Source organism: Pseudanabaena sp. PCC 7367 (assembly GCF_000317065.1).
GTDB lineage: Bacteria > Cyanobacteriota > Cyanobacteriia > Pseudanabaenales > Pseudanabaenaceae > Thalassoporum > Thalassoporum mexicanum.
Genome location: NC_019701.1, coordinates 4,435,133 through 4,460,278 on the forward strand (window position 1 = coordinate 4,435,133; position 25,146 = coordinate 4,460,278).

General features: G+C 46.2%; 21 protein-coding genes. 11 read left to right on the plus strand and 10 right to left on the minus strand.

From position 1 onward, the window contains the following. Window positions 1–430 precede the first annotated feature (430 nt). The 3 genes from PSE7367_RS17845 to tsaE all read left to right on the plus strand — a co-directional run bounded on the left by PSE7367_RS17845 (window position 431) and on the right by tsaE (window position 5,627). Complete coding sequence (locus tag PSE7367_RS17845; protein WP_015166738.1) at window positions 431–3,085, plus strand: ATP-dependent Clp protease ATP-binding subunit; 2,655 nt, start codon at window positions 431–433, stop codon at window positions 3,083–3,085. Between the two features lie 240 nt (window positions 3,086–3,325). Then, entirely contained in the window at window positions 3,326–5,059 is a 1,734-nt protein-coding gene (locus PSE7367_RS23015) for a DUF389 domain-containing protein (protein ID WP_015166739.1), read from the plus strand. Window positions 5,060–5,084: 25 nt separating this feature from the next. Beyond that, a complete protein-coding gene (gene tsaE, locus PSE7367_RS17855) occupies window positions 5,085–5,627 on the plus strand; it encodes a tRNA (adenosine(37)-N6)-threonylcarbamoyltransferase complex ATPase subunit type 1 TsaE (RefSeq protein ID WP_015166740.1) in 543 nt (180 codons plus the stop codon). A gap of 3 nt (window positions 5,628–5,630) precedes the next feature. Here tsaE and PSE7367_RS20755 read toward each other — a convergent pair whose 3' ends face one another. Continuing rightward, window positions 5,631–8,096 (minus strand): PAS domain-containing sensor histidine kinase, encoded by a 2,466-nt coding sequence (locus PSE7367_RS20755; protein WP_051038037.1) that lies wholly within the window; start codon window positions 8,094–8,096, stop codon window positions 5,631–5,633. Window positions 8,097–8,824: 728 nt separating this feature from the next. Continuing rightward, window positions 8,825–9,370, minus strand: a complete 546-nt coding sequence (locus PSE7367_RS17865; protein WP_015166742.1) for a hypothetical protein — start codon at window positions 9,368–9,370, stop codon at window positions 8,825–8,827. Between the two features lie 709 nt (window positions 9,371–10,079). Here PSE7367_RS17865 and PSE7367_RS17870 point away from each other — a divergent pair. Genes PSE7367_RS17870 through PSE7367_RS17880 form a run of 4 tightly spaced genes read left to right on the plus strand, consistent with a single transcriptional unit; the run spans window position 10,080 to window position 12,916 of the window. Further along, window positions 10,080–10,376, plus strand: a complete 297-nt coding sequence (locus PSE7367_RS17870; protein ID WP_041698603.1) for a hypothetical protein — start codon at window positions 10,080–10,082, stop codon at window positions 10,374–10,376. Window positions 10,377–10,433: 57 nt separating this feature from the next. After that, window positions 10,434–11,321 (plus strand): S-methyl-5'-thioadenosine phosphorylase, encoded by an 888-nt coding sequence (locus PSE7367_RS17875; protein ID WP_015166744.1) that lies wholly within the window; start codon window positions 10,434–10,436, stop codon window positions 11,319–11,321. Window positions 11,322–11,366: 45 nt separating this feature from the next. Then, window positions 11,367–11,516 carry a hypothetical protein gene (locus PSE7367_RS22200; RefSeq protein WP_156800427.1) on the plus strand — a complete coding sequence of 50 codons (150 nt, stop codon included), beginning with the start codon at window positions 11,367–11,369 and terminating at the stop codon, window positions 11,514–11,516. Between the two features lie 8 nt (window positions 11,517–11,524). Beyond that, the gene (locus PSE7367_RS17880; RefSeq protein WP_015166745.1) at window positions 11,525–12,916 is read left to right on the plus strand and encodes an NAD-dependent malic enzyme; all 1,392 of its coding nucleotides are present in this window, start codon (window positions 11,525–11,527) and stop codon (window positions 12,914–12,916) included. Between the two features lie 66 nt (window positions 12,917–12,982). Here the strand turns inward: PSE7367_RS17880 and PSE7367_RS17885 are convergent, their stop codons facing one another. Beyond that, on the minus strand, window positions 12,983–13,174 hold the full coding sequence (locus PSE7367_RS17885) for a hypothetical protein (RefSeq protein ID WP_015166746.1): 192 nt from the start codon (window positions 13,172–13,174) through the stop codon (window positions 12,983–12,985). Between the two features lie 260 nt (window positions 13,175–13,434). After that, a complete protein-coding gene (gene trmB / locus PSE7367_RS17895) occupies window positions 13,435–14,235 on the minus strand; it encodes a tRNA (guanosine(46)-N7)-methyltransferase TrmB (protein WP_015166747.1) in 801 nt (266 codons plus the stop codon). 201 nt (window positions 14,236–14,436) lie between these two features. On the opposite strand from trmB, the gene PSE7367_RS20760 reads away from it, so the two are divergent. Continuing rightward, window positions 14,437–14,943 carry a four helix bundle protein gene (locus PSE7367_RS20760; protein WP_015166748.1) on the plus strand — a complete coding sequence of 169 codons (507 nt, stop codon included), beginning with the start codon at window positions 14,437–14,439 and terminating at the stop codon, window positions 14,941–14,943. A 426-nt stretch (window positions 14,944–15,369) separates the two neighbouring features. After that, complete coding sequence (gene tal, locus PSE7367_RS17905; RefSeq protein WP_015166749.1) at window positions 15,370–16,506, plus strand: transaldolase; 1,137 nt, start codon at window positions 15,370–15,372, stop codon at window positions 16,504–16,506. 172 nt (window positions 16,507–16,678) lie between these two features. Here the strand turns inward: tal and PSE7367_RS17910 are convergent, their stop codons facing one another. After that, window positions 16,679–17,620: an IS5 family transposase gene (locus PSE7367_RS17910; RefSeq protein ID WP_015163958.1), complete on the minus strand. Its 942-nt coding sequence runs from the start codon at window positions 17,618–17,620 to the stop codon at window positions 16,679–16,681. 417 nt (window positions 17,621–18,037) lie between these two features. On the opposite strand from PSE7367_RS17910, the gene remA reads away from it, so the two are divergent. Both remA and gmk read left to right on the plus strand, forming a co-directional pair. Further along, window positions 18,038–18,298: an extracellular matrix/biofilm regulator RemA gene (gene remA, locus PSE7367_RS17915; protein WP_015166750.1), complete on the plus strand. Its 261-nt coding sequence runs from the start codon at window positions 18,038–18,040 to the stop codon at window positions 18,296–18,298. After that, window positions 18,282–18,860, plus strand: coding sequence for a guanylate kinase (gmk, locus tag PSE7367_RS17920; protein ID WP_015166751.1), 579 nt, complete (start codon window positions 18,282–18,284; stop codon window positions 18,858–18,860). Before remA ends, gmk begins: the two co-directional genes overlap by 17 nt. Here gmk and PSE7367_RS21315 read toward each other — a convergent pair. The 5 genes from PSE7367_RS21315 to PSE7367_RS20765 all read right to left on the minus strand — a co-directional run bounded on the left by PSE7367_RS21315 (window position 18,853) and on the right by PSE7367_RS20765 (window position 25,146). Continuing rightward, a complete protein-coding gene (locus tag PSE7367_RS21315) occupies window positions 18,853–19,332 on the minus strand; it encodes a (2Fe-2S) ferredoxin domain-containing protein (RefSeq protein ID WP_413773415.1) in 480 nt (159 codons plus the stop codon). The genes gmk and PSE7367_RS21315 overlap by 8 nt on opposite strands. A gap of 336 nt (window positions 19,333–19,668) precedes the next feature. Beyond that, window positions 19,669–20,214, minus strand: coding sequence for a thylakoid membrane photosystem I accumulation factor (locus PSE7367_RS17930; protein ID WP_015166753.1), 546 nt, complete (start codon window positions 20,212–20,214; stop codon window positions 19,669–19,671). 71 nt (window positions 20,215–20,285) lie between these two features. Then, window positions 20,286–21,056: a GTP cyclohydrolase I gene (gene folE, locus PSE7367_RS17935; RefSeq protein ID WP_041698605.1), complete on the minus strand. Its 771-nt coding sequence runs from the start codon at window positions 21,054–21,056 to the stop codon at window positions 20,286–20,288. Between the two features lie 878 nt (window positions 21,057–21,934). After that, window positions 21,935–23,218: a protein kinase domain-containing protein gene (locus tag PSE7367_RS17940; protein ID WP_015166755.1), complete on the minus strand. Its 1,284-nt coding sequence runs from the start codon at window positions 23,216–23,218 to the stop codon at window positions 21,935–21,937. Then, complete coding sequence (locus PSE7367_RS20765) at window positions 23,191–25,146, minus strand: serine/threonine phosphatase (protein WP_051038039.1); 1,956 nt, start codon at window positions 25,144–25,146, stop codon at window positions 23,191–23,193. The genes PSE7367_RS17940 and PSE7367_RS20765 overlap by 28 nt, the downstream gene beginning before the upstream one ends.

A 25,146-nucleotide genomic window follows, 5' to 3' on the forward strand; every position in this document is an offset into this window, starting at 1 on the left:
AAATTGACCGATTGAATATGAGGGATTGTCATCTAGATGTCTATCCGCTCTGATCCGATCGGTATCTATCATAATTTCCTAGTGGACTAGTAGATAGATGATTAGAATTGATCTTAGGGGTTCAGCTTACAAAGCCAAATTCTCGATCGGGTAATAAGGTAATAATTGGTCAAAATTAAATCGACTGATTACTGGGATCATAAAAGATTACCATCAGAACTTTTTGGACTAGCTTAATCCGGTAGTCCTGCGCATGTAATACTTTTTAGCCATATGATCGAAAATAGCGCAAACGTCCTATGTCGAAGCTCTTTCCTTCTATAGCACTATCCTTAAATCCTTCACAATTAACTTGACCAAGCGCAGTGATAGTAATCTCAAAAAGCAATTAGCATATTTTTAGTATTAAGAGCAAAACCGCGAATAAATAATGCAGCCGTCCGATCCAAACAAATTTACAGAAAAAGCCTGGGAAGCGATCGTTAAATCGCAAGATGTGGCCAGACGTGCCCAGCATCAGCAGCTAGAGTCGGAGCACATGTTGATCTCGCTGCTAGAGCAAAGAGGCTTGGCCACAGAAATATTAACTGCTCTATCGGTGCCGATCGCCCGGCTGATTAAGCAAGCTGAAGATTTTTTGCGCCAACAACCCCGTGTAGCCAACATCGAGCAATTATATTTGGGGCGGAGTATTGAAACCTGGCTCGATCGTGCCGATCAATCCCGTCAACAATTTGGTGATGAATTTATTTCGGTTGAGCATTTGCTGCTTGCCTGGCTCGATGACGATCGCTTTGGTCGCCGCCTCAGTCGTAGTTTGAATCTAGATCAAGAGACCGTCGAAGCAGTAATCAAGCAGATGCGGGGTAATCAAACCGTCTCTGACCAAAACCCCGAAGCCAAATATGCCGCGCTCGAAAAATTTGGCCGCGATCTCACTGCCCAAGCCGAAGAAGGCAAGCTCGACCCGGTAATTGGCCGTGATGATGAGATCAGGCGGGTGATTCAGGTGCTTTCTCGCCGGACTAAAAATAATCCGGTTTTAATTGGTGAGCCAGGAGTCGGTAAAACGGCGATCGCCGAAGGTCTGGCACAGCGGATCATTCGTGGTGATGTACCCGAATCGCTCAAAAACCGTACCCTGTTTAGCCTGGATATGGGCGCATTGATCGCTGGCGCTAAGTATCGCGGTGAGTTTGAAGATCGGCTCAAGGCGGTGCTCAAGGAAGTTATTACCTCTGAGGGGCAGATTGTGCTGTTCATCGACGAATTACATACAGTGGTGGGGGCAGGAGCTACCCAGGGATCGATGGATGCGGGTAATTTGCTCAAGCCTTTGCTAGCCAGAGGTGAACTGCGTTGTATTGGTGCAACCACCCTGGATGAATATCGCAAGCACATTGAAAAAGATCCGGCTCTGGAGCGGAGATTCCAGCAAATTGTGGTCGATCAACCCACCGTTGAAGATACGATCTCGATTTTACGGGGTTTAAATGAGCGCTATGAAGTGCATCATGGCGTTAATATTTCCGACTCCGCCCTGGTGGCAGCGGCAGTGTTATCCAATCGCTATATTAGCGATCGCTTTCTGCCAGACAAAGCGATTGATCTGGTGGATGAAGCGGCAGCCAAGCTCAAAATGGAAATTACCTCCAAACCGATCGAACTGGATGAAATCGATCGCCGTCTGATGCAATTGCAAATGGAGCGCTTGTCGCTCAAAAAAGAAGAAACCGATGCGATCGCCTCCCTCGATCGGGTCGAAGAAGGGGGCAAGATATCTTATAAAAATAAAAGTGCCCAGGCCACCCTGGAGCGCTTGGAGCGGATTAATGAAGAGATTACTAGTTTACAAGTTAAGCAAACGGAATTAAGTAAGCGTTGGCAGGGCGAAAAGGAAACGATCGACAATTTGCAAAACCTGAAGGAGCAGATCGATCATATTAAGCTGCAAATTGAGCAGGCCGAACGCGATTATGACCTCAGTTCAGCGGCAGAACTGAAATATGGCAAGTTAACCGATCTCGAAAAGCAACTGGACGAAGCGGAGCTAGAGCTAAGCAAGGCGAGATCCGATGGCTATAGCCTTTTCCGCGAACAGGTCAGCGAAGATGATATTGCTGAGATCGTGGCCAAATGGACGGGGATTCCGGTTAAGAGCCTATTAGAATCAGAACGCCAGAAATTGCTCAAGCTAGAATCACACCTCCATGAACGGGTGATTGGCCAAGAGGAGGCAGTGGAATCAGTCTCAGCGGCGATCCGCCGTGCCAGAGCAGGCATGAAAGATCCCAATCGACCGATCGGCTCGTTTTTGTTTCTGGGCCCGACTGGAGTTGGTAAAACTGAGCTGGCCAGAGCCCTGGCGCAATTTCTGTTTGATACCGAAGATGCGATCGTGCGACTGGACATGTCTGAATATATGGAGAAGCACTCGGTATCTCGTTTAATTGGTGCGCCACCAGGTTATGTGGGCTATGAAGAAGGGGGGCAATTTTCTGAGGCCGTCCGCCGCCATCCCTATTGTGTGGTGCTGTTTGATGAGGTGGAAAAAGCCCATCCCGATGTGTTTAATATTTTGCTGCAAGTGCTGGATGATGGCCGGATCACCGATAGCCAGGGCAGGCTGATCGATTGCAAAAATACTGTGATCATTATGACCAGTAATATTGGCAGCGATCATATTTTAGAAGTTGCTGGCGACGACGATCGCTATGAGGAAATGCAAACCCTGGTGATGACAGCGTTGCGCAAGCGGTTTCGCCCCGAATTCCTGAATCGGATCGATGACACAATTATTTTCCATGCCTTGCTCAAGTCAGAAATCAGGTCGATCGCTGATCTGCAAATCCAGCGTCTGGAGTCGCGTTTAGCCGATCAAAAAATCAGTTTTGTAATCACACCAGAAGCCCTGGATTATATTGCCCTAGCTGGCTATGATCCTGTGTTTGGTGCCAGGCCGTTGCGTCGAGCAATTCAGCGCGAAATCGAAAACCCGATCGCCACTAAAATCCTGGAGGGTGCTTTTCCACCAGGACACCAGATCAAGATCGCAGTTGAAGACGATTGTTTAACTTTTAAATAGCCTACTGTGCATATACATCAAAATGAGGACAACCAGGTGCTTCGCCTGATTTTCTTGGATATTATTAATGTGATTTAAGTTAGCGAACTTAAATTTTGTTTTGGCCATAAGCTCAAGAGCAGAGTCTCGCAATTGCCATCAATAACTGCTAAGTCTGGCATTTACCAAATAAGCTCAAAATCGAGTAGACTGGCGATTGATTGTATTCCTCCATATTTCCACAAGGGGAGGTGAAAGGGCTTGTACAAAAAACCACGTCGCTATCGGGTACGCCGGGTACGCCCCAAGAAGACTCCAGGCAGCCGCGTTCCCAAAGATATGGTCGAGCAACTGGTCAATGACTTATTAGCCGAGTCAACCCTAGACCAGGGTTATATTGCTTTGATCTTTGGTTCCTGTGCGCTGGCCACCTTTGGCCTGCTTTCCAACAGTGCCGCCGTAATTATTGGTGCAATGATCGTTGCCCCGTTGATGTTGCCAATCCGTGGCATTGCCTTTGGTGCTCTAGAAGGCGAAGGTAAGCTCTTGCGTGAGGGATTAAAAGCACTGATCGTTGGTATTGTTGTGGCGATCGCCCTGGCTTGCTTGATTAGTTTATCGGTCGGTTTGCCCACCTATGGTAGTGAGGTTTGGGCAAGATCCAGCCCTACTTTGTTAGATCTAGGTGTAGCGGTGGTGGCTGGTGGGATTAGTGGCTATGCCAAAGTACAACCTAAAATTTCCAGTGCTGTTGCTGGTACTGCGATCGCCGTTGCCCTGATGCCACCTGTATGTGTGATTGGGCTAGGTTTGGCTCAGGGTGATTGGGAACTCAGCCAAGGCGCAACCTTGCTGTTTTGCACCAATTTATTTGGGATTACTTTGTCCTGTATGCTCACTTTTTTGGCGGCTGGCTACACCCCACTGTCACGGGCAAGACGGGCGATCGCCTTTGCCACTGCTTCTACTGCCGTATTGTTGTTCCCCCTGCTGGGTAGCCTGTTGCAATTGATTACCCAATCGCGGCTGGAAAAAAGTGTGCAAAATGCTCTGCAAAACCGCACGATCACCTTTGAACGCGCGCAAATTATTGAAAGTGATGTTAACTGGCTGGCTAATCCACCGGAGGTACTATTAATCGTTAGCAGCGCCGTTGAAATCACACCAAAACAGGTAAGGCTCTTGGAAACTTTCATTGAGCAGGAAATGGGTAGACCATTCCGCTTGGTCTTAGAGCTTAGCCAGGTGCGACGGGTGGAACGGGAACCAGTGGCACGCTTGATTAGCATCCCAACCTATCATTTCTGGGAGGCAATTAGTGGCAATCAACTCAGCAACTATGCCTCTGAGCTCCCCCGTTTTGTGTCGTCTAATTTTGAACTGGAGCGATCGCAAGTTCTGGCAACAGAAGTTGATTGGCAAGCGGAGCCACCTCAACTTAAATTGATTATTAATGCTAGTAAACCTGTTACCGCAGCGGAGCGATCGGAACTTGAACAAATCTATACCCAGGCCATGGACGAGCTATTTGAACTGAGCTTTGAGGTGCAAAGGCCAGAATTATCTAGCTCAGGCTCTAATCGATCTATTCTGGTGCGAGGCTTTAATTTTGATCAGGTTAGACAAAAAGCAGATCTGGAAGCAAAACTATATACCAGTTTTAGAGAGTTAGAACTACTGCTATCACAGGGGCAATTAATTAACAGTCAAATTGATTGGTCGGAACTCAGGCCAAGGGTTTTACTAACTGTTGATCTAGCTGAGCCAATTACAGAGCGGCAATCTCGACTCTATCAGGATTTTATTTTCCGCAAAGCTAAACGCCCTATTAATCTAGAAATAGAAAATGTAGCCAGGCCTGTCGATGGCGATCGCCCTGGTGATAATAATAATGATGTGGGCGAGACTGTGGGTGATTTTTTGCCCCCCAATGATAACTTGGTCAACCCTGCCCCAGATTCCGTGCCTACCGATCCCGCTGTTCCAGATAACTAAACTAATCTTAGCGTCAACTTGAGTTATGTCAGATTCAGCCTTAGATTCCCACTCACCTCAGTCTGATCCGCAACTTACTCTAATTGCCCCAGACCTAGACGGCACTATGGCGATCGCTAAAACCCTGGCTACCCTGATTGAGCCGGGTACAGTTTTGTTGTTGGAGGGCAATCTGGGCAGCGGCAAAACGGCTTTTGTAAAAGGTTTGGGTCAAGGATTGGGGATTGTTGAAACTATTACCAGCCCAACTTTTACCTTGATCGATGAATATTGTGTAGATGCGCTCAATCCCGCCAGGATGCCACTCTATCATATGGATCTCTATCGATTAGAGCCAGAGCAGGTGTCGGGTCTTTATGTGCAAGAATATTGGCGCGGCATTGATTTTCCTTTGGGGGTGGTGGCGATCGAATGGGCTGAGCGTTTAGATCCTAAGCCAACCGATTATTTAAGGATTATGCTGCAAAGTGATCCCATTAATCCAGACCAGCGCCAGATTGAATTTGTGACCAAGGGCGATCGCCACCGTCACTTACTCAAGGCTCTAGCTCAGGCAGTCGTCAATTAGTAGTCAATCACTAGGTTTACTAGGTTTCGAGATTTTGGCCACCGGCAGCGAGAATGAAAAGGTGCTGCCCTGTCCTAACTGGCTTTCAACCCATATCTTGCCGCCGTGATGATTAATGATTTGCTTGGAGATCGATAGCCCTAATCCAGTCCCCTGGGGTTTATTAGTGAGTACATCACCCACCTGTTTAAACTTCAAGAACAAATGATTCCGATCGCTAGAACTTATCCCCACACCCGTATCAATTATACTCACCACCACATTTTGCCCCACCGCATCGGTTGTTACTTTGATAATAATCCTGCCATCCTCAGTAAATTTAATTGCATTGGCAAGCAAGTTATTCATGACCTGGATGAGGCGGCCACGATCGCCATGCACCAAGGGCAAATCTGGTGCAAACTCTTGAGTTAGTTCTAAACCCTTGGCTTGAATTTGCTCTAGCTTGGTGGCAATAATTTGCTCAATTAGCGCCTCAATTGCAAGTGGTTGCATCTGCCAATCTAATTTACCTGCCTCCATTTGGGCAATATCCAATACATCGGTAATAATTGCCATTAAATGTTGGCTCTGGCCGCTAATAATGCCCAGGTTGTCCCGCACCTGCTGCACCGATCGATTTAGCTTTCGTTGTTCCTTACTTTCGGGCTGATCTGGAGCAGTCACGGCAGGGGTGGCTATAACCTTGGGAAAAACATGATCCTCCAGCTTTTTGTTGATTAGTTTGATAAACCCTAGGATCTTGGTGAGCGGGGTACGCAATTCATGGGAAACATTAGTGATGAAGTCGGTTTTCATCTGATCAACTTCTTTCTCGGCGGTAATATCACGCACCAAAATAACAGAACCAATGCAGGTTTCCTGATGCCCACTCTTTGCAGCCTGACAAATCGCCGTGGCCACGGCCTTAATTATCTTGCCATCGGGTCGTTGAATCTCGGCTGTAAATATTTCCGTAATCGCGGTTCTGGTCTTTGTTACCAGGTTATTGATTTCCATTCCGAAAACAATACAGCTATCCTTGCCCGCAATTTGCTCACGGCGTAAATCAAAAATTTCCAACAAGGCCGGGTTAGTCCGCCCCACATTCCCTTGCGCATCGGCAACCAGCAAACCATCGCCGAGGTTATCAATTACCGCATTCAAATAGGCATTGGCATGTTGCAGTTCTAGTTCTGCCCGCTTGCGATCGCTAATATCTCTGATCGCTAATACCCGCGCATATTCGCCCTGATAGGGGATCGCCCTACTGCGTACCTCGGCGGTAAATCTGGTGCCGTCTTTTCTAAAAACATCTACCTCATGCAATTTTTCGAGATCCCAAATAATTCCTTGCCAAAAGACACCACGGTATTCTGGGGCAATCAGACTCAGGGTGTTCATGCCGACAATTTCATCGGTTTGGTAGCCCAGCATTTCCAGCAGCGCCCCATTGACACATAAAACGCGACATTTATTTTGAATTAATATTCCTTCAAACGCTGATTCAGACAGGATTCTGCCCCGTTGTTCACTTTCCCGCAGCGCCAGCTCAGCTTTGGTGCGTTCCGTAATATCTTCAGAGGTACCCACTACCCCAATAATTTCTCCGTCTGGATTGCGCAGGGGTAGTTTGTTCGTATCGATCCAGGATTCGCGCTGATTAGCTGTCACAACATAATGAATCACGTGATATTCAGGCTGTCCCGATGCGATGATCTTTTGATCCAACTCCCGGAAATTTTCGGCTGCATCCTCTGCCCAGGGTAAGTCATAGTCAGTTTTATCAATGATTTCCTGCGGATCAGCCAAGCCAGCCAAAACCGCAAAAGTTTTGTTGCAACCGCGATAGACTGAATTTAGATCTTTCCAAAAAATCCCCTGGGGCACATTATCTAGCAAAATCTGCAAGAAAGCTTCCCGATCCCAGAGTGCTCGCTCCGCTTTGCGACGTTTAGAAATATCATGAGCCACTACTACCAGGCATTCCACCTCACCACTTTCCGCCTGGAGGGTAATCCCTGTAGATTCAAAGCAAATAAAATGCCCATCTTTATGCTGCATCCGGTATTCAAGCACCTCACCAGCACCACTAGCAAAAGATTGATCTAGAATCTGTTGCACCTTGTGGCGATCGTCAGGGTGAATTTGGGTATAGGAATCTGTGCCAATTAGCTCCTCTGGCGCATATCCCAGTACGCTTTGATACGACGGGCTGTTATAGATGCGCTTGCCCTCGCCATCAACGACTGCAATTAAATCGGCCGTATGTTGGGAAATAAGTTTAAATAACTGCTCAGAGCGGTGCAATTGCTTGTCTTTCTGCTCGATCGAGGCCAGAAGCTGGTTAAAAGATCCTGCCAACTCTTGTACTACGTTAGAGTCACCTAACTCAGATAAATCAAGTCGATCGCTAAACTGCTGCGCCTCTAGAATATGGCTAACTTGCTGATTTAATTCTGCTAGAAGGGAGTTAACAGGCTTTTCCATGTTCATTGCCATGATTTAGGATTGGGGCAGCTTAGAAACAAGCAATTCGTTAAAGCCACACAATTGGATCAGATCGGCCAAATTCATAACCCCTGGTTAATTTGCCGATCGTAATTTGAGACAGCAAGTCATTACTTTCTAAATCAATTAGATCCATTAATCCACTAATTTAGTGACTAATTACAGGCTACACCGGAAAAGCATCAGCCTGCCGATCAATTCAATGAAGCAGGGCGATCGTAAGCTGAGGCTGATTTTACTGGTTCAATCCCATATCCACTACGCGTGATGATTGAATGATGCTGATTATGAATCTAAGCTAGCTACTGTTAATTAGTTAATTATGTCAATTTTAAACTGCATCAGGGGATCTTGCTAAATGTGGCGCTGGCAAGATCAGATATAGATTATAAATAAAACAATTAACCCAATTGATTACGATTGGGCATTACTTAACTTAAGACTGAAGTTCTGGAGTTCTGGAATATTTTGTAAACGCTGATTTTTTGTTACTAACAAATTGTGATCAACAATCGATCGCCTAAAGAGCCAATTGCTTAATTAGCGATCGTTCTGCCTCAAGCTGGCAATTACGCTGGGGTTGAATCTGCTCAGGTGCAAGTAAAAATTAACCATGTTGCTAAACAGCTCAACCATACCTGGCTGTACTTAGCTGTACTTAAGCTTAGATCTTATATTCAGATCTTAGATTCAGATCGCAGCTTGAATTAAATCACGTGGTTACTAAAGGCTAGACCTTCAACTTGGTCGATCGGAATCATCCACAGCTTATTTTGATAGGGTCGCCATACTGCACTCATTACATAGCAGTTGCGGATACAAATCACATGCACATGGGGTACACCAGAATATTTAGAGCAAACCCGCAAAAAGTCCAGGGTGCGGATCAGGCGGTTATGCAAAAACAGTGCCATTTCCTCAGAGCAGTTTTGCCGGTACATTGGTACTTCCTGAGGTGGGCTAGAGCCACGCAATTCATAGAGCAAGTGGGTTTTGCCCTTAAAGTCTATTTTGCGCGCTTTGATGCTCCAATTGCATAATACGGCAAATCCCAAGACAGCCATACCCAAGTCAATGTGGAAATCACGCATCTGGAATCTGGTGTTGCTACTCATATCGTCATGAGTGTTATAGCCTGTCCACCGATGAAACTGTTCCAGCGCCTCATCACTAATATCTATGGTTGTGCGGTAGGGTGATGTCATTTTCGCGGCTCTAATTTGGCTAACATCAGCCTGTGTATCGGCAGTCATCTACGATCTCCTAAAAATTCGCAAAAGAGTAGCACTTCATGATCGCGTTTGCGACTATATAGTTATATGCTTAGTTCAGCGTAAAGTGCATCCCATTATCTAGTTTTGCTTAAGTTATTCAAGTAAATTAGTATAGCAGCCCATCACAGGTAAGGATATTTGGGTATATAAGACCAACTGCGACGCAGAAGCCCCAAGCTAGGAATTCCTAAGTTCACTGTAGTCCTATCGGTCACAATGGTTCGTGAATTGGGTGCCAGCCCTAAATCAGTCTTAACCAAAGGCGAATCGGGGGAATGCCCTTTGAGCAAATCAGCAACCATTAGATTCTAAGGTACACATCCTAAATAAGCTAGTCTAATACTGCTAACCATAAGGTAATCCAGATTACGATCTAACTTAAAGCTAATGTTACCTTGACTAAAACTATTGATCTCGATTGATTCGAGGTCACCAGCGATCGGCATTAAGCATAAATTAAGCATAAGTATTAATAAACAATAGAAGTAATAGCCCTATGCCAAAATCCCCTTGAACGTAAGTTGTTTAGGGGCAGTCAAAATGGCTATTATCGTGCTTATCACTAGCTAATATTATGTAAGCCTACATGATTCGATTGCTATACCTAGTTTAGCTTACCCATGTAGAGCCTTGTTTTTTCATCTGGAGCAGATTAAGCCCAAGGCAATATTTTTATCAGACTTTATTTGTGAAACAGAGCCAATCAGGGCAACAGCGGTTGGGGCAAGGAGCCAATGAAGGCTTCAAATCAACGATCGCTGAACGCCCTAGAATGAACCGCAGACAGAAGAAGTGGGGCGATTTTCACGCTCCTGTGCTAGATTCAGTAGCCGCAGATTCACTGATCAAGGCTAATTCATCGAGAGCAATTCGATCATTGCTTGCTCGTGTTAATTTCAGGATCATTAAGTATAAATTTGGTTTGTTAAATTACACTCAATCCCTAGCGACAATCCTTAAAGATAAGGAGAAAAAGAGTAAATAGCGATACCCAAATTTTCTTTGTCTGCTCATCTATTGTAACTAGCTAAGTATATTTTCTATGACAGCAGCAGCAGCGATCGGTGTAATTGGTGGCAGTGGTTTGTATAGTATGTCTGCCCTGACCGATGTACAAGAAGTTTCGATCGATACGCCCTTTGGCCAGCCTTCCGATGCTTTGATTGTGGGTAGTTTGGGTGATGCAAGGGTTGCCTTTTTAGCAAGGCATGGGCGATCGCATCGTTTTTTACCTTCTGAAATCCCCTACCAAGCCAATCTTTATGCCCTCAAAAGCTTGGGGGTAAAATATATTATTTCGGCTTCAGCAGTGGGATCACTCCAAGAAGCGGCCAAACCATTAGATATGGTAATTCCTGACCAATTTATCGATCGCACCAAAAATCGAGCTGCTACCTATTTTGGCAATGGCGTGGTTGCCCATGTTGGCTTTGCTGATCCGGTTTGCAATGCACTGGCGGCGGAATTGGCCACGGCGGCGGAAAGCTTAGCACTGGAAAAGGTGAATGTGCATCGTGGTGGTACATATGTGTGCATGGAAGGGCCAGCATTTTCCACCAAGGCGGAATCCCACTTATATCGCAGTTGGGGCGCAACGGTGATCGGCATGACTAATTTAACCGAAGCGAAGCTAGCCCGTGAAGCAGAGATCGCCTATGCCACATTGGCCTTAGTCACCGATTATGATTGCTGGCGCGAGGAGGAAGAAAGCGTTAATGTCAGCATGGTAATTGAAAATTTACATCGTAATTCGGCCAATGCCCAGGAAGTAATTAAAGCCGTAGTGAAGCGGATCGCTGCTAATCCGCCTGTATCCGAGGCTCATTCAGCCTTGAAATTTAGCATTTTTACCGATCTAAGCCAAGCCCCTGCCGAAACTTTGGCACGGTTGGGACTAATTGTTAAAAAATACGCTAATCCAGATGCCTAAGCCTTGCATAATTAATTTATTAGGCCATATTTATTAGGCCATAATTTGCGAGGCAACCTGCAAACGAAACCGATCGCCCCTGAATTATTTGGGCACAAGGCGATCGCTGTGGCACATTTAGTTCCGATCGGCTATTTATGCGTAGCCTTAGTTACTGGCACACCCAATCAAACAAACAAGCCACAATATTATTGAATTAATCTATGTCAAAACTTACCCCCAACCCCAGTTACAGCGTATCGATGTTAATCGAACTACCGAATACGGCTGGCAAACTTGCCGCTGTAATTAATGCCTTAGCTGCGGAGGGTGGCAACCTCAGCCATATCGATCTGATCGAACAAAATCGTAAGTTCACCGTACGTGAAATTACGGTCAATGCCTCTAGTAATGAGCATGTGGAGAATTTGATCGTAGTAGTTAAAGATCTGCCCGATATTAAGTTACTGCAGGTGCAAGATCGCACATTTGAAATTCACAAGGGTGGCAAAATCCACATTCAATCGACCCTGCCACTCAAGGGGCAAGACGACCTGGCGATGGCCTATACACCTGGAGTGGGTCGAGTTTGCATGGCGATCGCCGACGACAAAAGTAAAGTATTTGAATTTACGATCAAAAGCAACACAATTGCGATCGTTTCTGATGGTAGCGCTGTGCTGGGTTTGGGTAACATTGGTCCTGAAGCAGCAATGCCAGTAATGGAAGGTAAGGCGATGCTATTTAAGGAGTTTGCCGGCCTAGATGCCTTTCCAGTCTGTTTGGCAACCCAGAATGTAGATGAGATTGTGGAAACCGTTAAGCGCATTTCGCCTGTGTTTGGTGGCGTAAACCTGGAAGATATTAGTGCGCCTCGTTGCTTTGAGATCGAATCCAGGCTGCAAAAGGAATTGGATATTCCGGTTTTCCACGATGATCAACATGGCACGGCGATCGTGGTGTTGGCGGCAATGCTGAATGCGCTGAAAATTGTCGATAAGCCGATCGAAACGGTGCGGATTGTGGTCAATGGCGCTGGGGCGGCTGGGGTAGCGGTGGCGAGATTGCTCAAGAAAGCGGGGGCGACCAGAATCTTGATGTGTGACTCACGCGGCATCATTTGCAAGGATCGCAGCGGTCTCAACGCCGAAAAAATGGAGTTTGCCTGCATCGAGACGGGGAACTTGGCTGATGCACTCAGGGGAGCAGATGTATTCCTGGGGCTGAGCATTGGTAACATTGTTAGCTCGGAAATGGTGCGATCGATGGCAGACAAGCGGATCGTGTTTGCCATGGCTAATCCGATCCCAGAAATTCAACCGGAGTTGGTGGCCGATGATGTGGCGGTGATGGCCACGGGGCGGAGTGATTATGCCAATCAAATTAATAATGTGCTGGCATTTCCCGGCGTGCTGCGTGGTGCGCTTGATGCCAGGGTGCAACATATCACCACTGATATGCATGTGGAGGCGGCCAAGGCGATCGCGGCTCTGGTTACTGCTGATGAGTTAGCCCCAGATTTTATTATCCCTTCTGTGTTTGACCATCGCGTGGCTCCAGCGGTATCCACGGCAATTAAGTATATTGCCAATCAATTGGGGCTCTCGCGGGTTTAATGGCCAAAGCTAATTCAATTAATTAATTTAGTCGATCGCAAAGTTTCGCAAAGTTTAAAGTTGAGCTTAGCGATCGCTGGTTTGCGCATCACTCCGCGTAACCACCGCCTCCACCTGGGCGGTTTGTTTTTCTTTGTCTACGCTGGTGACTGCCCACCGCAGTGGATCGCCATGTTGTTCTAGTTCTTGGTTGATTTTTTCAACGGTGAGCGGTTGCTCGTTGATGTCGATCTCGGCGGTGATGAAATGGGTGGTCATTTTTAATTAACCTAAATTATTAAAATCTTCAAATTGCTTACATTTTGCCTGTTTGGGCTCAGTCAACTTCTTGCCTTAGCACTAAAATTGGACTCAAAATCTCGAATTTCTGGCAATATTTTGGATTCTGGCAAGAGATAAAAGCTATGGCTAAAACTATAGCAGGCGAGGCGATCGCAAAAACATATATAGATTGCTTGTCTTGAGGATATTCAAGCTTAATGATCAAAAAATATCCAGTCTCCCCCAATTTCCCTAGCTCAATTAATTGGCTTGAACTTTAAATAAGCCCGATACACAGGTTTAGCCTGAGAGATCGTCCATTCCTCCCGCTCCGTCATTACGTGCTCAGGATAGAGCGAGGCACTGGCAAAATTATCGATTCCGGCTTGATTCACAAAATTAGGATTTGCCTCAAACACTTCGCGCATCGAAGTCGCCACCTCTTCAATATCCGATTGCAACAAGATCTCGGCATCGGGAACCAGCAAGTTAGTTAGGGATGTGACTAGTTCTGGCTGCACCACACGGCGTTTTTTGTGGCGACGCTTGAACCAGGGATCGGGGAACAGAATCGAAACCTGGTGGATTTTGCCAGCGGGTAACAGGCTCGGTAATGTCACGTTTACATTACAAAATAGGTAATGCAAATTGCTGAGATCGCACTCGTCCATGAGACTATTCTTTAAGGCGATCGCCCGATGCACCAACGGTTCGCGGATCTCTAAACCCAACCAGTTGCGATCGGGGTATAGCTTCGCCATCTCCAGCACATAGCCACCCTTACCACAGCCAATATCCAGGCTGAGGGGTTTTGACCAATCGCCATAAACTTGCTCCCAATCGGGTGCTGGGGTTGGTTCTCGATACTTATCACTAAGCGGGTTTACATGCTCACGTACCCGCTTGACCAGGGCTTTGTTAATGGTTTGGGTTGAGCGATCGGTGTAATCATGGCGATCGCCTCGATCGTTGTGATTAGGATGCTCAAGGCTCAAACGATCGGAATCATCGGCATAATCCGAGTAATTAGAATAATCAGCGCAATTTTTGCTTAGCAATGGTTTAACTTAATTTAATCCTTTAATCCAGCAATAACTTGACGAGGAATCCTTTGCAAAACTAGCATGATGCTTGCGATCTAAACAAAGCACCTCAGCCATATCAGTACCTTTAGCACCTGAGTCAGCATAGATTCACATTCAACCATATCAAATCTTTACGGCCGAATAGGGCAATCTTGATCCACACTTGATCCAAATATGCGCACCATTGATTCTATTAGTATTAAGGCCTATAAACTTTCCGAAACCGTTGCCGATGATGTCTGGCGGATGGTGAATGAGTGGGAACCGCTGGCGCAGAATAGTATAGGCAAAGAGGCGATCGTGGCGGCTGATAATATTGGCGCAAATATTTCCCAGGCTGTAGGCTGTCAATATGTGGCGGGTTATCAACATGGCTTGCGCATGGCCAGGGCAGCGGTATTTGCCACCAGACATTGGCTACGGCGCGCCTATTACCGCAATCTAGCCACAGAGCGTCAGGCCGATCGAATTAAGCGCAATTTGGAAGAGATCTTGCGGCATCTAGAAAGTGGCCTGGAAACCTACAAGCATCACCCCACAAATTCTTTACTTGTGTCACCTTGGCAGGTCGATCGCTCGATCGCTCAAGAAATTAATGGCTTTCAACCTAAAACCAATCGCAACGGCTATGACCATGCTGGGGCGATCGAGGTTGAATACCGCCATCCCTTTAATGACTAATCCAATCATTGACTCCGCGCTCAAATGTTCAAATAAATGCTCAAATAATGGCATTGCAAATGTTTAAAATGATTTGATAATCAAGCAATCGGTTAAATTAAGATTCAGACATGTGCTTGATATTTTTGGTAGCGGTATTTTCATCCATGGATGATGAAATGCCCAGATCTTAGCTGCGATCGTAATGCTTTTGTCTTGATCATTAACGTTCACAAGAGTTCTAATGATCAGCGAAATAATCACAGAGGTGAAACTAATGCTTTGCTGGCTGGTTATTCAATCAACATTAATTGGCTATTCATACTAAATTCAAAATTACACCTTAAGCTGAACAACAAAGACTATGTGAAACAGAGCTAGTTATTCAAAACCAGCGTTTAACATAGGGACATAAGCAGTTATTAACGCAAAGCAGGTAGAGTAATCATGACAACTAATCATCTCCTCGAACTACGCGACCACGGCCAGAGCGTATGGCTGGATAACCTGAGCCGATCGATTATTCAATCGGGCGAGCTAGCCGAAATGATCGAGAATCAAGGCATAAGAGGCATTACCTCGAATCCAGCAATTTTTCAAAAAGCGATCGCTGGTAATGAAGTCTACGACGAAGCGATTTTAGCTGGAATTAAAGCTGGCAAATCTGCTAACGAAATCTATGAATCTCTGGCATTTAAAGACATTCAAGATGCCGCCGACTTACTAAAGCCAATTTATGAAGCCTCCGGTGGCCAAGATGGCTATGTATCGATCGAAGTTTCGCCTAAGCTAGCCCGTGATACCACTGGCACGATCGCCGAGGCGCTGCGATTTTCGGAGGCAGTCGATCGCCCCAATGTCATGATTAAGATCCCTGGCACGGCGGAAGGCTTCCCAGCGATCGAGCGGGTTACGGCTGAGGGTATTCCGGTTAATGTGACCCTGCTATTTGCGGTCGAAGATTATGAAAAATCCGCCTGGGCATACATCAAGGGCTTGGAATCGAGAGTGGCTCAAGGCAAGGACATCAGCAAGGTGACTTCGGTGGCCAGCTTTTTCCTCAGCCGGATTGATGTTTTAGTAGACCAAAAACTAGAGGACTTGCTAGCACAAACTAGTGATGAAGCCGAGAAAACCACGATCAATTCCTTGATGGGCAAGGTGGCGATCGCCAATGCCAAAATTGCTTATCAGACGTATAAGGACATCTATGCCAGCGATCGTTGGCAGGCTCTGCTAGCCAAGGGTGCTAATGAGCAGCGCTTGCTGTGGGCTAGTACCAGCACCAAGAACCCCACCTACAGCGATGTGATGTATGTGGATAATCTGGTCGGAGATCATACTGTCAACACCATGCCCCCGGAAACGATCGCCGCCTGTATTGATCACTGTGACATTGAAGATCGAATTGAAATTAATGTCGAGCAAGCCGAAGAAGTAGTTGCCACTGTGCAAAAACTGGGCATCGATCTAAATCAAGTAATGAAGCAGCTTGAGGACGAAGGGATCGAAAAGTTTATTAAACCCTTTGATTCACTGATGGGCTCCCTCGAAGAAAAGATGCAGCAACTCACCCCAGCATAGTCTGTGTGCAGTTGGAGTTGGCACTGGGACAGGTTAATGATTGAGTGAAGAACTGATACGGAACTGATACCATGTATATGCTTGAGAATTTTGTTAGCTGTTTTTATACCTGGAACGGGCTTTGTTGCATGAATCGAAGAAAGGGACAATACTCCTGCCAAGATTCTCCAATTTAGTCTTCAACCAGGTAAGAATCAGGCTTGCATAGCATCATCATACGATTAAGAGCCACGCACTGTAAAAACAGCTCCACCGCTTGATTATCAAAATTTCGTGAGCGTAACTTACCGCCAAAAATAGTCTTCAATCTAAACATAGTAGTCTCTGCCAGTGAGCGCCGATGATAGCCAGTCTCTCGTTTCCACTTGGCACGACCAACCTTACGGATGCGCCGTAAATTTTGGTCACGCGGATGCGGTGGTGCTTTACAATTGCCATGTTGCCAAATTTTGGCATTTTTGCGTGGTGGAATTACTGACTGGGCTTGTCTAGCAGAGATTGCATCATAACAGTCACGATGGTCATACGCACCATCCCCAGATACTTGCTTAATTTCATCCTCAATCTGATTAAGCAGTTCAGGTAGAATTTGGCCATCATGATATTGGTTGCTGGTAACCGCTGCCGCAAGAATTTCACCGCTTGACTCATCTACGCCCAGATGAATTTTACGCCAGGTGCGACGCTTACCTATGCCATGCTGACGCGTTTTCCACTCTCCCTCTCCGTAAACTTTCACGCCGGTGCTATCAACCACCACATGTCTCGCTGCCTGAGTCTTTTGATGGGGTAACTCGATCGCTAATTTGCCCATCCGTCTTGAAACTGTGCTGTGGTCTGGCACCGGTAAGTCTATGTTCATCAGGGTAAATAATGATTCGACCAAACCGGTGACTTGTCTGCCTGCCAATCCATATATGCTCTTGAGCATCGCAATCGTCGCAATCGCTTGGTCACTGTATCTGTTTGATGCGCCTCTGTTGCCGGATCGCTCTGGCTCTAGCCACATCTCTATTGCCTCCTTGCTAATCCAGAAAATTAGACTTCCTCTCTGTTTGAGGCTTTTGTTATACTCTTGCCAGTTGCGGACGCGGTATTGTGGGGGTTTTTTCATGGTAGTTAAAACGTACCATAACCTACCGCTCCGTTTCTTTTATGCAACAACGCCCCTGGAACGTAATTCTTGAACTGCAATGATTTCTGACCAAGACTTTATTGTTAGCTCTATTCAACCAGTTAAATTATTATTTTGATGATGGGTTCTAGTTTGCATAGATTGCCCATCTTTGTTTAGGGCTATTTCTCTGCGATCTCCTCTCGCCATTGTCTTTGTGACCATTATCTTGTCCTTTGGCTTCAAGCTCAGATTCGAGCAACTGTCAGGGGAAAACACCAACTTATCCAGCTAAATCCATTTAGAGCGTCCTAGAATACGGATAGGATTAGCACTAATCGCTATAATAGAGGGCAAATTTGCGCCAAAATCGTTTGAATCCGCCATTGTTTGCCTCTTATTGAGGAGGATTTAGTCATGGATATTAAGCTCATTAACATTGGCTTTGGCAACATCGTGGCAGCTAGTCGGGTGGTGGCGATCGTTAGCCCTGAATCTGCACCGATTAAGCGCATCATTTCCGATGCCCGTGAGCGGGGGCAACTGGTAGACGCTACCTATGGCCGTCGTACCAGAGCAGTGATAATTATGGACTCTAGTCATGTTATCCTGTCGGCAATCCAGCCGGAGACAGTTGCTAATCGTTTTGTAGTTGCCAAGGATGCAGTCGCCGAATAACTTGTTAAAAAATCGGGGTAAATTAGTAGTCATTTCTGGCCCCAGTGGCGTGGGCAAGGGGACTTTGCTGAAAATGCTCAGCGATCGCTACCCCGGTCAGATCCTATTTTCAATCTCAGCCACCACCCGTCGTCCTCGCCCTGGTGAAGTTGATGGACGTGATTATTTCTTCTGGACGCGTAAAAAATTTGAGGCGGCGATCGAAGCAGGAGATTTTCTAGAATGGGCAGAATATGCTGGCAATCTCTATGGCACACCCCGCGATACGGTCGAGGAATGGATTAACCTGGGGCAGACCGTGATTCTGGAAATTGAGCTAGTGGGGGCAAGACAAATAGCTAAAAACTATGCCGATGCGCTGCGGGTGTTTGTGGCACCGCCATCAATGGAAATTTTGGAGCAACGATTGCGGGGGCGGGAGCAGGATGCAGAAGCAGCGATCGCTAAGCGCTTGGCCAGAGCCAGGGAAGAAGTTGAAGCGGCGGATGAGTTTGATTTTACGGTAATTAATAATGAATTAGAAGTGGCCTTACGTCAGTTGGAAAAGGCGATCTTCAGCTAGGAGCTGCCACATCTTTGCCGGAGGGGGACTTTGTTGACGAGGTTTCTGTTTCTGATGTTGAGGTTGCTAATGGCAAAATCGCCTTGTCGCTATTAGTGATCACAAAGGCCAAATCTTGCACTACCTGGCCACCAATCACATGTTCTTGCAAAATCCGCTCGATCGCTGCTTCCGTAACGGAGTGATACCAAACGCCATCGGGATAAATCACCATAATCGGACCACGATCGCACACCCGCAGGCAATTGGCCTTGGTGCGAAATACCTTAACACCCAGTTTTAATTCATTGATTCGCCGCTTCAGGTAATCCCACGACTGCAAACCTACTTCCTTCTGGCAGCACTTGGGCTTGGTTTGGTCGGCGCAAAGAAAAATATGTCTTTGAATCGTGTCAATGTGCAGCTTTTGGGCACAGGTGGCTAGGGCTCGATTGACTCCCTTAACGCCAAGGGCATGATCTTGCTCAGAAATATGGCAGTCAATTTCTACCGCCTCAGCACCTTGATCTTGCTGATCTGGGGGTAAGATCGTCTCGATCGCATCATTTGCCTGACGATCATGATCATTTACTTTATCTTCGCTTCCAGGATCACTTTGCATAGCTGACTATGATTAATCTACACATCGTCAAACGAAAGAACAGACCAGCAGTAATCTTAAAATCAAATTTCAGGTAGAGCTAATCAAGCTAGCTAAAAGTTGCTAACCCGATCGCCTAGTTCCTAACCCAAAACCCCTAACTTAGATTGTGGGTGATGATGGCTTGACTCACAGCCCTAGCCTTAAGCCCAAAGCCAACCAAAAAAATTAAGGATTAAACTCATTGATCTGAGTTTCATAGGGATTACGGAATTGCGGATCATCAGGAGATGGTGCTGGCAGATCAAAATACTGGCGCAGAGGTTGGTCGATCGCATCGTAGGCTAAAATCCCCGCTTGATCTAACAACACATCGCCATTACCAGCAATCAAAACAGTCTGCGGCACCAGCCCACGATAGTAGTTTGCCTCATCGGTAGGCGCATAGTTATCACGATCTAAGTTCAAGCTATCTACTGCCACCGGAATAATCGTGATCGCCCGACCATAGAAAGCCTGCACCTGATTAATAACCGGGGTATAGAGCTTACAATCAGAGCTGTCATCAAGATAGAAAACCAGCATCGCAGGGCGATCGATCCGCAATGATTGAGCTAAATTCGATCGGGGTGGCACTAACGAACCATTACCGCCATAGAGAGCAAATATGTTGCCATCATAATGGTCGTCTTGCAAACTAGCGCTAGCAGGACCGGCAATGGCGATCGTCAGGGTCAAAACTGCACAGAGCAGTAAGGTGAGCCATTTATTCATACAAAATATTCAGAATATCCAGGATCTCTGGGCAAGTTAATTAGTTGCAGGAAATTGCCAACCACTAACCATTAAAAGCCATGACCGCGAATAAGATCAAAGAATTCCTTCTTAGCAGTTGGGTCTTCGCGGAAGGTGCCGCGCACGATCGAGTTGGTCATCTGGGTTTCCGGCTCTTTTACGCCGCGCCAGCTCATGCACATATGTTGTGCCTTGATTACAAAGGCCAAACCACGGGGCTGAATCAATCTTTCGATCGTATCGGCCACCATCACCGCCGCTTCTTCTTGAATGTGGGGACGGCTGAGCACCCAATCCACAATCCGATTGAACTTGGAAATACCTATTACCCGATCGCTAGGCACAATCCCCAACCAGGCATGGCCAATAATTGGCACAAAGTGATGGGAGCAAGCGGAACGCACTGAGATCGGGCCTAATACATAAATCTCGTCGAGTGCTTTGGCATTGGGGAAATCCGTTACCTTCGGCATCGGGTGATAGCGACCCTTGAATACCTCATCCACGTACATTTTTGCCATCCGAAAGGCAGTCTCATGGGTATTGTGATCGTTATCAGTGTCAATTACTAGCGCATCAAACAACCCTTGCAGCTTATCCTCGATCTCCAGCTTTAACTCTTCTCTTTCACCATCGCTAATATATTCAGCAATGCTGTCATTGGCAAAATACTTCACGCCAAGGGACTTGAGCCGTTCCCGGATTACTTTGGAAATTGGCTTACCAACACTTCCATTCTCTTTAGCCGTAAAGCTGGTTAGATCACGATTGGGATCTTGGTCTGGGTTGATGAACTTAGATTGACGATAACTAGTGGTCATTTTTAGGTTCTTAGATTTAATTATTAACGTAATACAATATTTATACTTATTCTCATTCTGAAACGCCTCAGGAACGCGCACCTGAGACATGGGATCGAATCCTGGCAGCTCAACACACCTTTTTGATAGTCACTCAGATTTTAGATCATGTCTTCTGTCTGTGGAGCTAAGTTAGCTAGCCAAAGGACATAGCCAGTGGTCATATGCTGGGATATTTGGTCATTTTTTGGCCTAATTGCAATTACATGTAAATCCTTAATCAGCCTGCTGTCAAATGCTTATCTTTAACCTGGTTATCATTAGTTTAAGCCTATATTTACCATCACTCTTTGCTATCACAGTGATGAACAGATCAGAATTTATGCTGTAAATCGATCGAACCAGTGTTTTTTGGTGTTTTTCCCTTTCGCACTATGTTTTTAAATCGTTGTTTTACAATCGCTCGTAAATCTCTGTTCCAGCTTGTTTTGACATTAACCAAATTTAAATGCAACAGACATAAATTCGGCTTCTTCACTTATTTTTCGCCTAAACTGCAATCCAGTAAGCTTGAGAATCAAGGGAATCCCGTTTAACAAATGGTTAAGAGCAGACCTTAATCGGCCTAACTTTTAGCGCAATGGGAGCTAGGAGTGAAGTTTTGTTTCAAGCTTGTTCCTGCCCGTTTACCCACCTTAACAATTTTAAGCTATTAAATTTAAAGTTGTTCAGAAAATTTGTAATTAACTGTGAGTTGTTTTTACAGATAAATATAAGAGTGCCATAGCATTCAATAATTTACCCGATTGTTTTTTGTGCCAGTATATTCACACAACAAAGCATAGATATACATTCTAGCCATTGTTAATCGGGAATTGCGTCCATGATTTAGACATGATTTAGAACTGCCGATCGAAACTTAAACATACCTTCAACGCCTCTGCTACCTGTTTTGCATTTTGATAGCGATCGCCAGGGATCGGCGCACTCAACTTGGCTACCAAGTCAGCCAGTCCCAGCGGTAGGTTGAGTAGGTGATCAATATACATGCGACTACCATCGCCGCGATCTTCCAGATAAAAGGCTGGATCATCGCCCGTGAGCAAATAAACCAGGGTAGGCGCGATCGCATACAAATCCGATTGGATCACTGGTCTACCTCTGGCCTGTTCGGGCGCTGTGTAACTGGGTGCACCAATCATCGTGCCAGTATGAACGCTAATCTCTTTCACTGCGCCAAAGTCCACCAGCACCAAAGATTGATCCACACTGCGCACAATTAAATTTGCAGGCTTCACATCGCGGTGAATAATTGGTGGTACTTGATTATGCAAGTAGCTCAAAATATCGCAGAGCTGAATCATCCAGGTAATCGCCTGAGTGGGTGAAACTGAGTCATTAACTTTGATCAATTGTTCCAAATCTTGGCCATGAATTACGGACATGACTAAATACTTCTTATTGTCGATCGCAAAGAAGTCATAGAAGCGCGGAATCCCCCGATGTCGCAATCGTTTGAGTATATTTGCTTCCCGCTCAAACAGTTCGATCGCCTTAGTATTACGAATCAAATCGGCGTTCATTTCCTTGAGTACCTGCAAGCCACGATCTGGACTCCATACTTGATAGGTGGTTCCCATCCCCCCTTGTCCCAGGGTTTGTAGCACTTGATATTGATTAATCTCACGTAGCATCTGCAACGGTGTACCGCAATGCTTACAAAACAAGTCCTGTGGCTCATTGTTCTCATGCAGGCAGATTTCTGGTCGCTCTGGTGCAGATTCCACCTGAAACTCAAGCATTGGTCCATTGTGAGCTAGGCGCAGCTCGATGTGATCGCTTACCACCAGACGATCGACTTTTTGATCTTGCCAGTAGGTATGATTTACGCCCAGGTTCCGATAACGCCAACCATTGGCCTCATTGTCGTGGCTGAGCTCAGCATGATATCGAGATACGGCCGGATGAGCCAGAATCACATCGTTGTCGGCGGCACGACCAATTTTGATCACGTTACGATCGGCGAAATTCCAACTCTTCACAATTTGGCGTGTTTTTTGTAGCTGGCCACTTCGTCGCCCTACTTTTAGTGAGGGTGTTTTTGCCGATCGCCAGAGATGAACAGAGAGCATAGGTTGAAAATAGGCGGTGAGACTTAATTTGTGATCGATCCAACTCTGCATCTAACTACGATCGCGCTCAAATTATCATGACCATTCAGCTTATTACCCAGGTTAATCAAATTGGTAACACCATTTTTGAGGTCAGCCCCAGGCTCAAGCAGCGGCAACAAATGCGATCGCCAATATTGTTCAACTACTTCATTATCGCTCAACCCATCGGAACAAAGCAGAAACAAGGTATCTTGCTCTAGCTCTAAAAATTGCACGGTTGGATTAATCTGGGCATTCGCTCTGGGACCCAGGGCTTGGGTAAGTTGATGGGCATCAGGTCTGGCCTTGGCCATATCCTCTGCTACCCCCTGGGCGATCAATTGATTAGCCACTTCATGATCTTGAGTAATTTGATTTAGTTCACTGGCCGTAATTTTGTAGATGCGACTGTCTCCCACATGGGCGATCGCCACGGTCGTATCATAGACCGCTAATACCACCACAGTTGTTCCCATTCTGGCGGCCGAGCGTCTTTGCTCCAGCTCATTCAGGCTAAAAATAGCTTGATTGGCGGCAGTAATAATATCAGCAAGGGTTTGCTCACCGGGGATGCTATCTTCCTGCCAGAAAGGCGTAAATCCTTCGGCAATGCTATCAATTGCAGTACGACTAGCCACTTCGCCGGATTCATGCCCACCCATACCATCACAGAGGATAAATACCCCCTGGATCGCTTGAATTAAGCCCTTGTGATCACTCTCGGTGGCGATCGCTTGGCTTTTTGCCCAGAATGCATCTTCGTTATGCTCTCGCTGAGCCCCCACATCACTCAACCCAGCGGATTGAAGTTCACTCAGGCAGTAGTCTGGAGTGAGTTTATCTGGCTGATCTGAGGTATCTGGTTCTGTGGAAACAAGCCCAGTTATGGTGGGGACTTGATTTTCATCCAAATTGTCGATCTGATCAGCTTCTTCAGACTGATCTAGAGCTTGCTCATGGATAGAGGGCTCAATCTGGCGATCGGGATGGGTGGGTGGCAATGGATCGATCGGGTTTTCTAGTTCCGCTTGTGCCATAAGATCAGCTTCTGGATCGAGGCTAAGCTCTTGATTGCTTGGTTGATCTTGATTCTCTAGATTTAGATTTTCCGGTTCTGGTCGATCGCCTTCGATCGCTGCCGCTGGTGACAAATTCTCAATTTCCAGGGTTGGCACTTGATCAGGATCGAGCATTTGATCGGGTGTTTGATCCGAAGATGGAGCTAACTCCGACCGAGCCTCTTGATCTGGTTCGGTAGGTATCTCTATATTTGGTATCTCTATATCTGGATCAATATCTAGGTCAGCATCAGCTTGCTCCAGATTGATATTTTTTGCCTGAACCGGCTCTGCTTGCTCTACAACATCACCTGAATCACCTGTCAACTCAAGTTCACTATCAAGATCTGGCGCGATCGGTGCGGGGCTAGATTGCTGCGTTGGTTGAGCATCCACGTTACCAGAAACTTCAGAGCGATCGCCTTCTTCGTCTGTTTTGGGTTGGCGCAGAATTTGCACCGTAGTAGCGATCGCATTAGGCTTTAGTTCACTGTCTGGTTGATCCTCTGATTCTGCTTGAGCCTTTTGCTCTAGATCAACATCTCTATTTTGATTTTGATCAGAACCAGCATCATGATCTAATTCAATCGATTGGCTCAGTGCTGGCAAATTCGCCTCTGCCTGTTGATTTAGCTCGGCTTGGCTTGTGGATATGCCTTCACTACTATCGTTGGAGTCATCATCACTAACTCCCTTTATATTTTTACCAATAGTTTTATTGCCAACAGTTTCATTAGGGCTCACCGTTGGCGGAGGATCAATCTTCGCCGCAACTTCTGCCAGCCTACTGCCGCAATTCTGACAAAAATTATGCCCCGCCGGATTTGCATAGCCACAACTACTACAGCTAATCATTGCCTTAACCAGATAACCAGAACGATCGCCCCATCTTGAATCCAA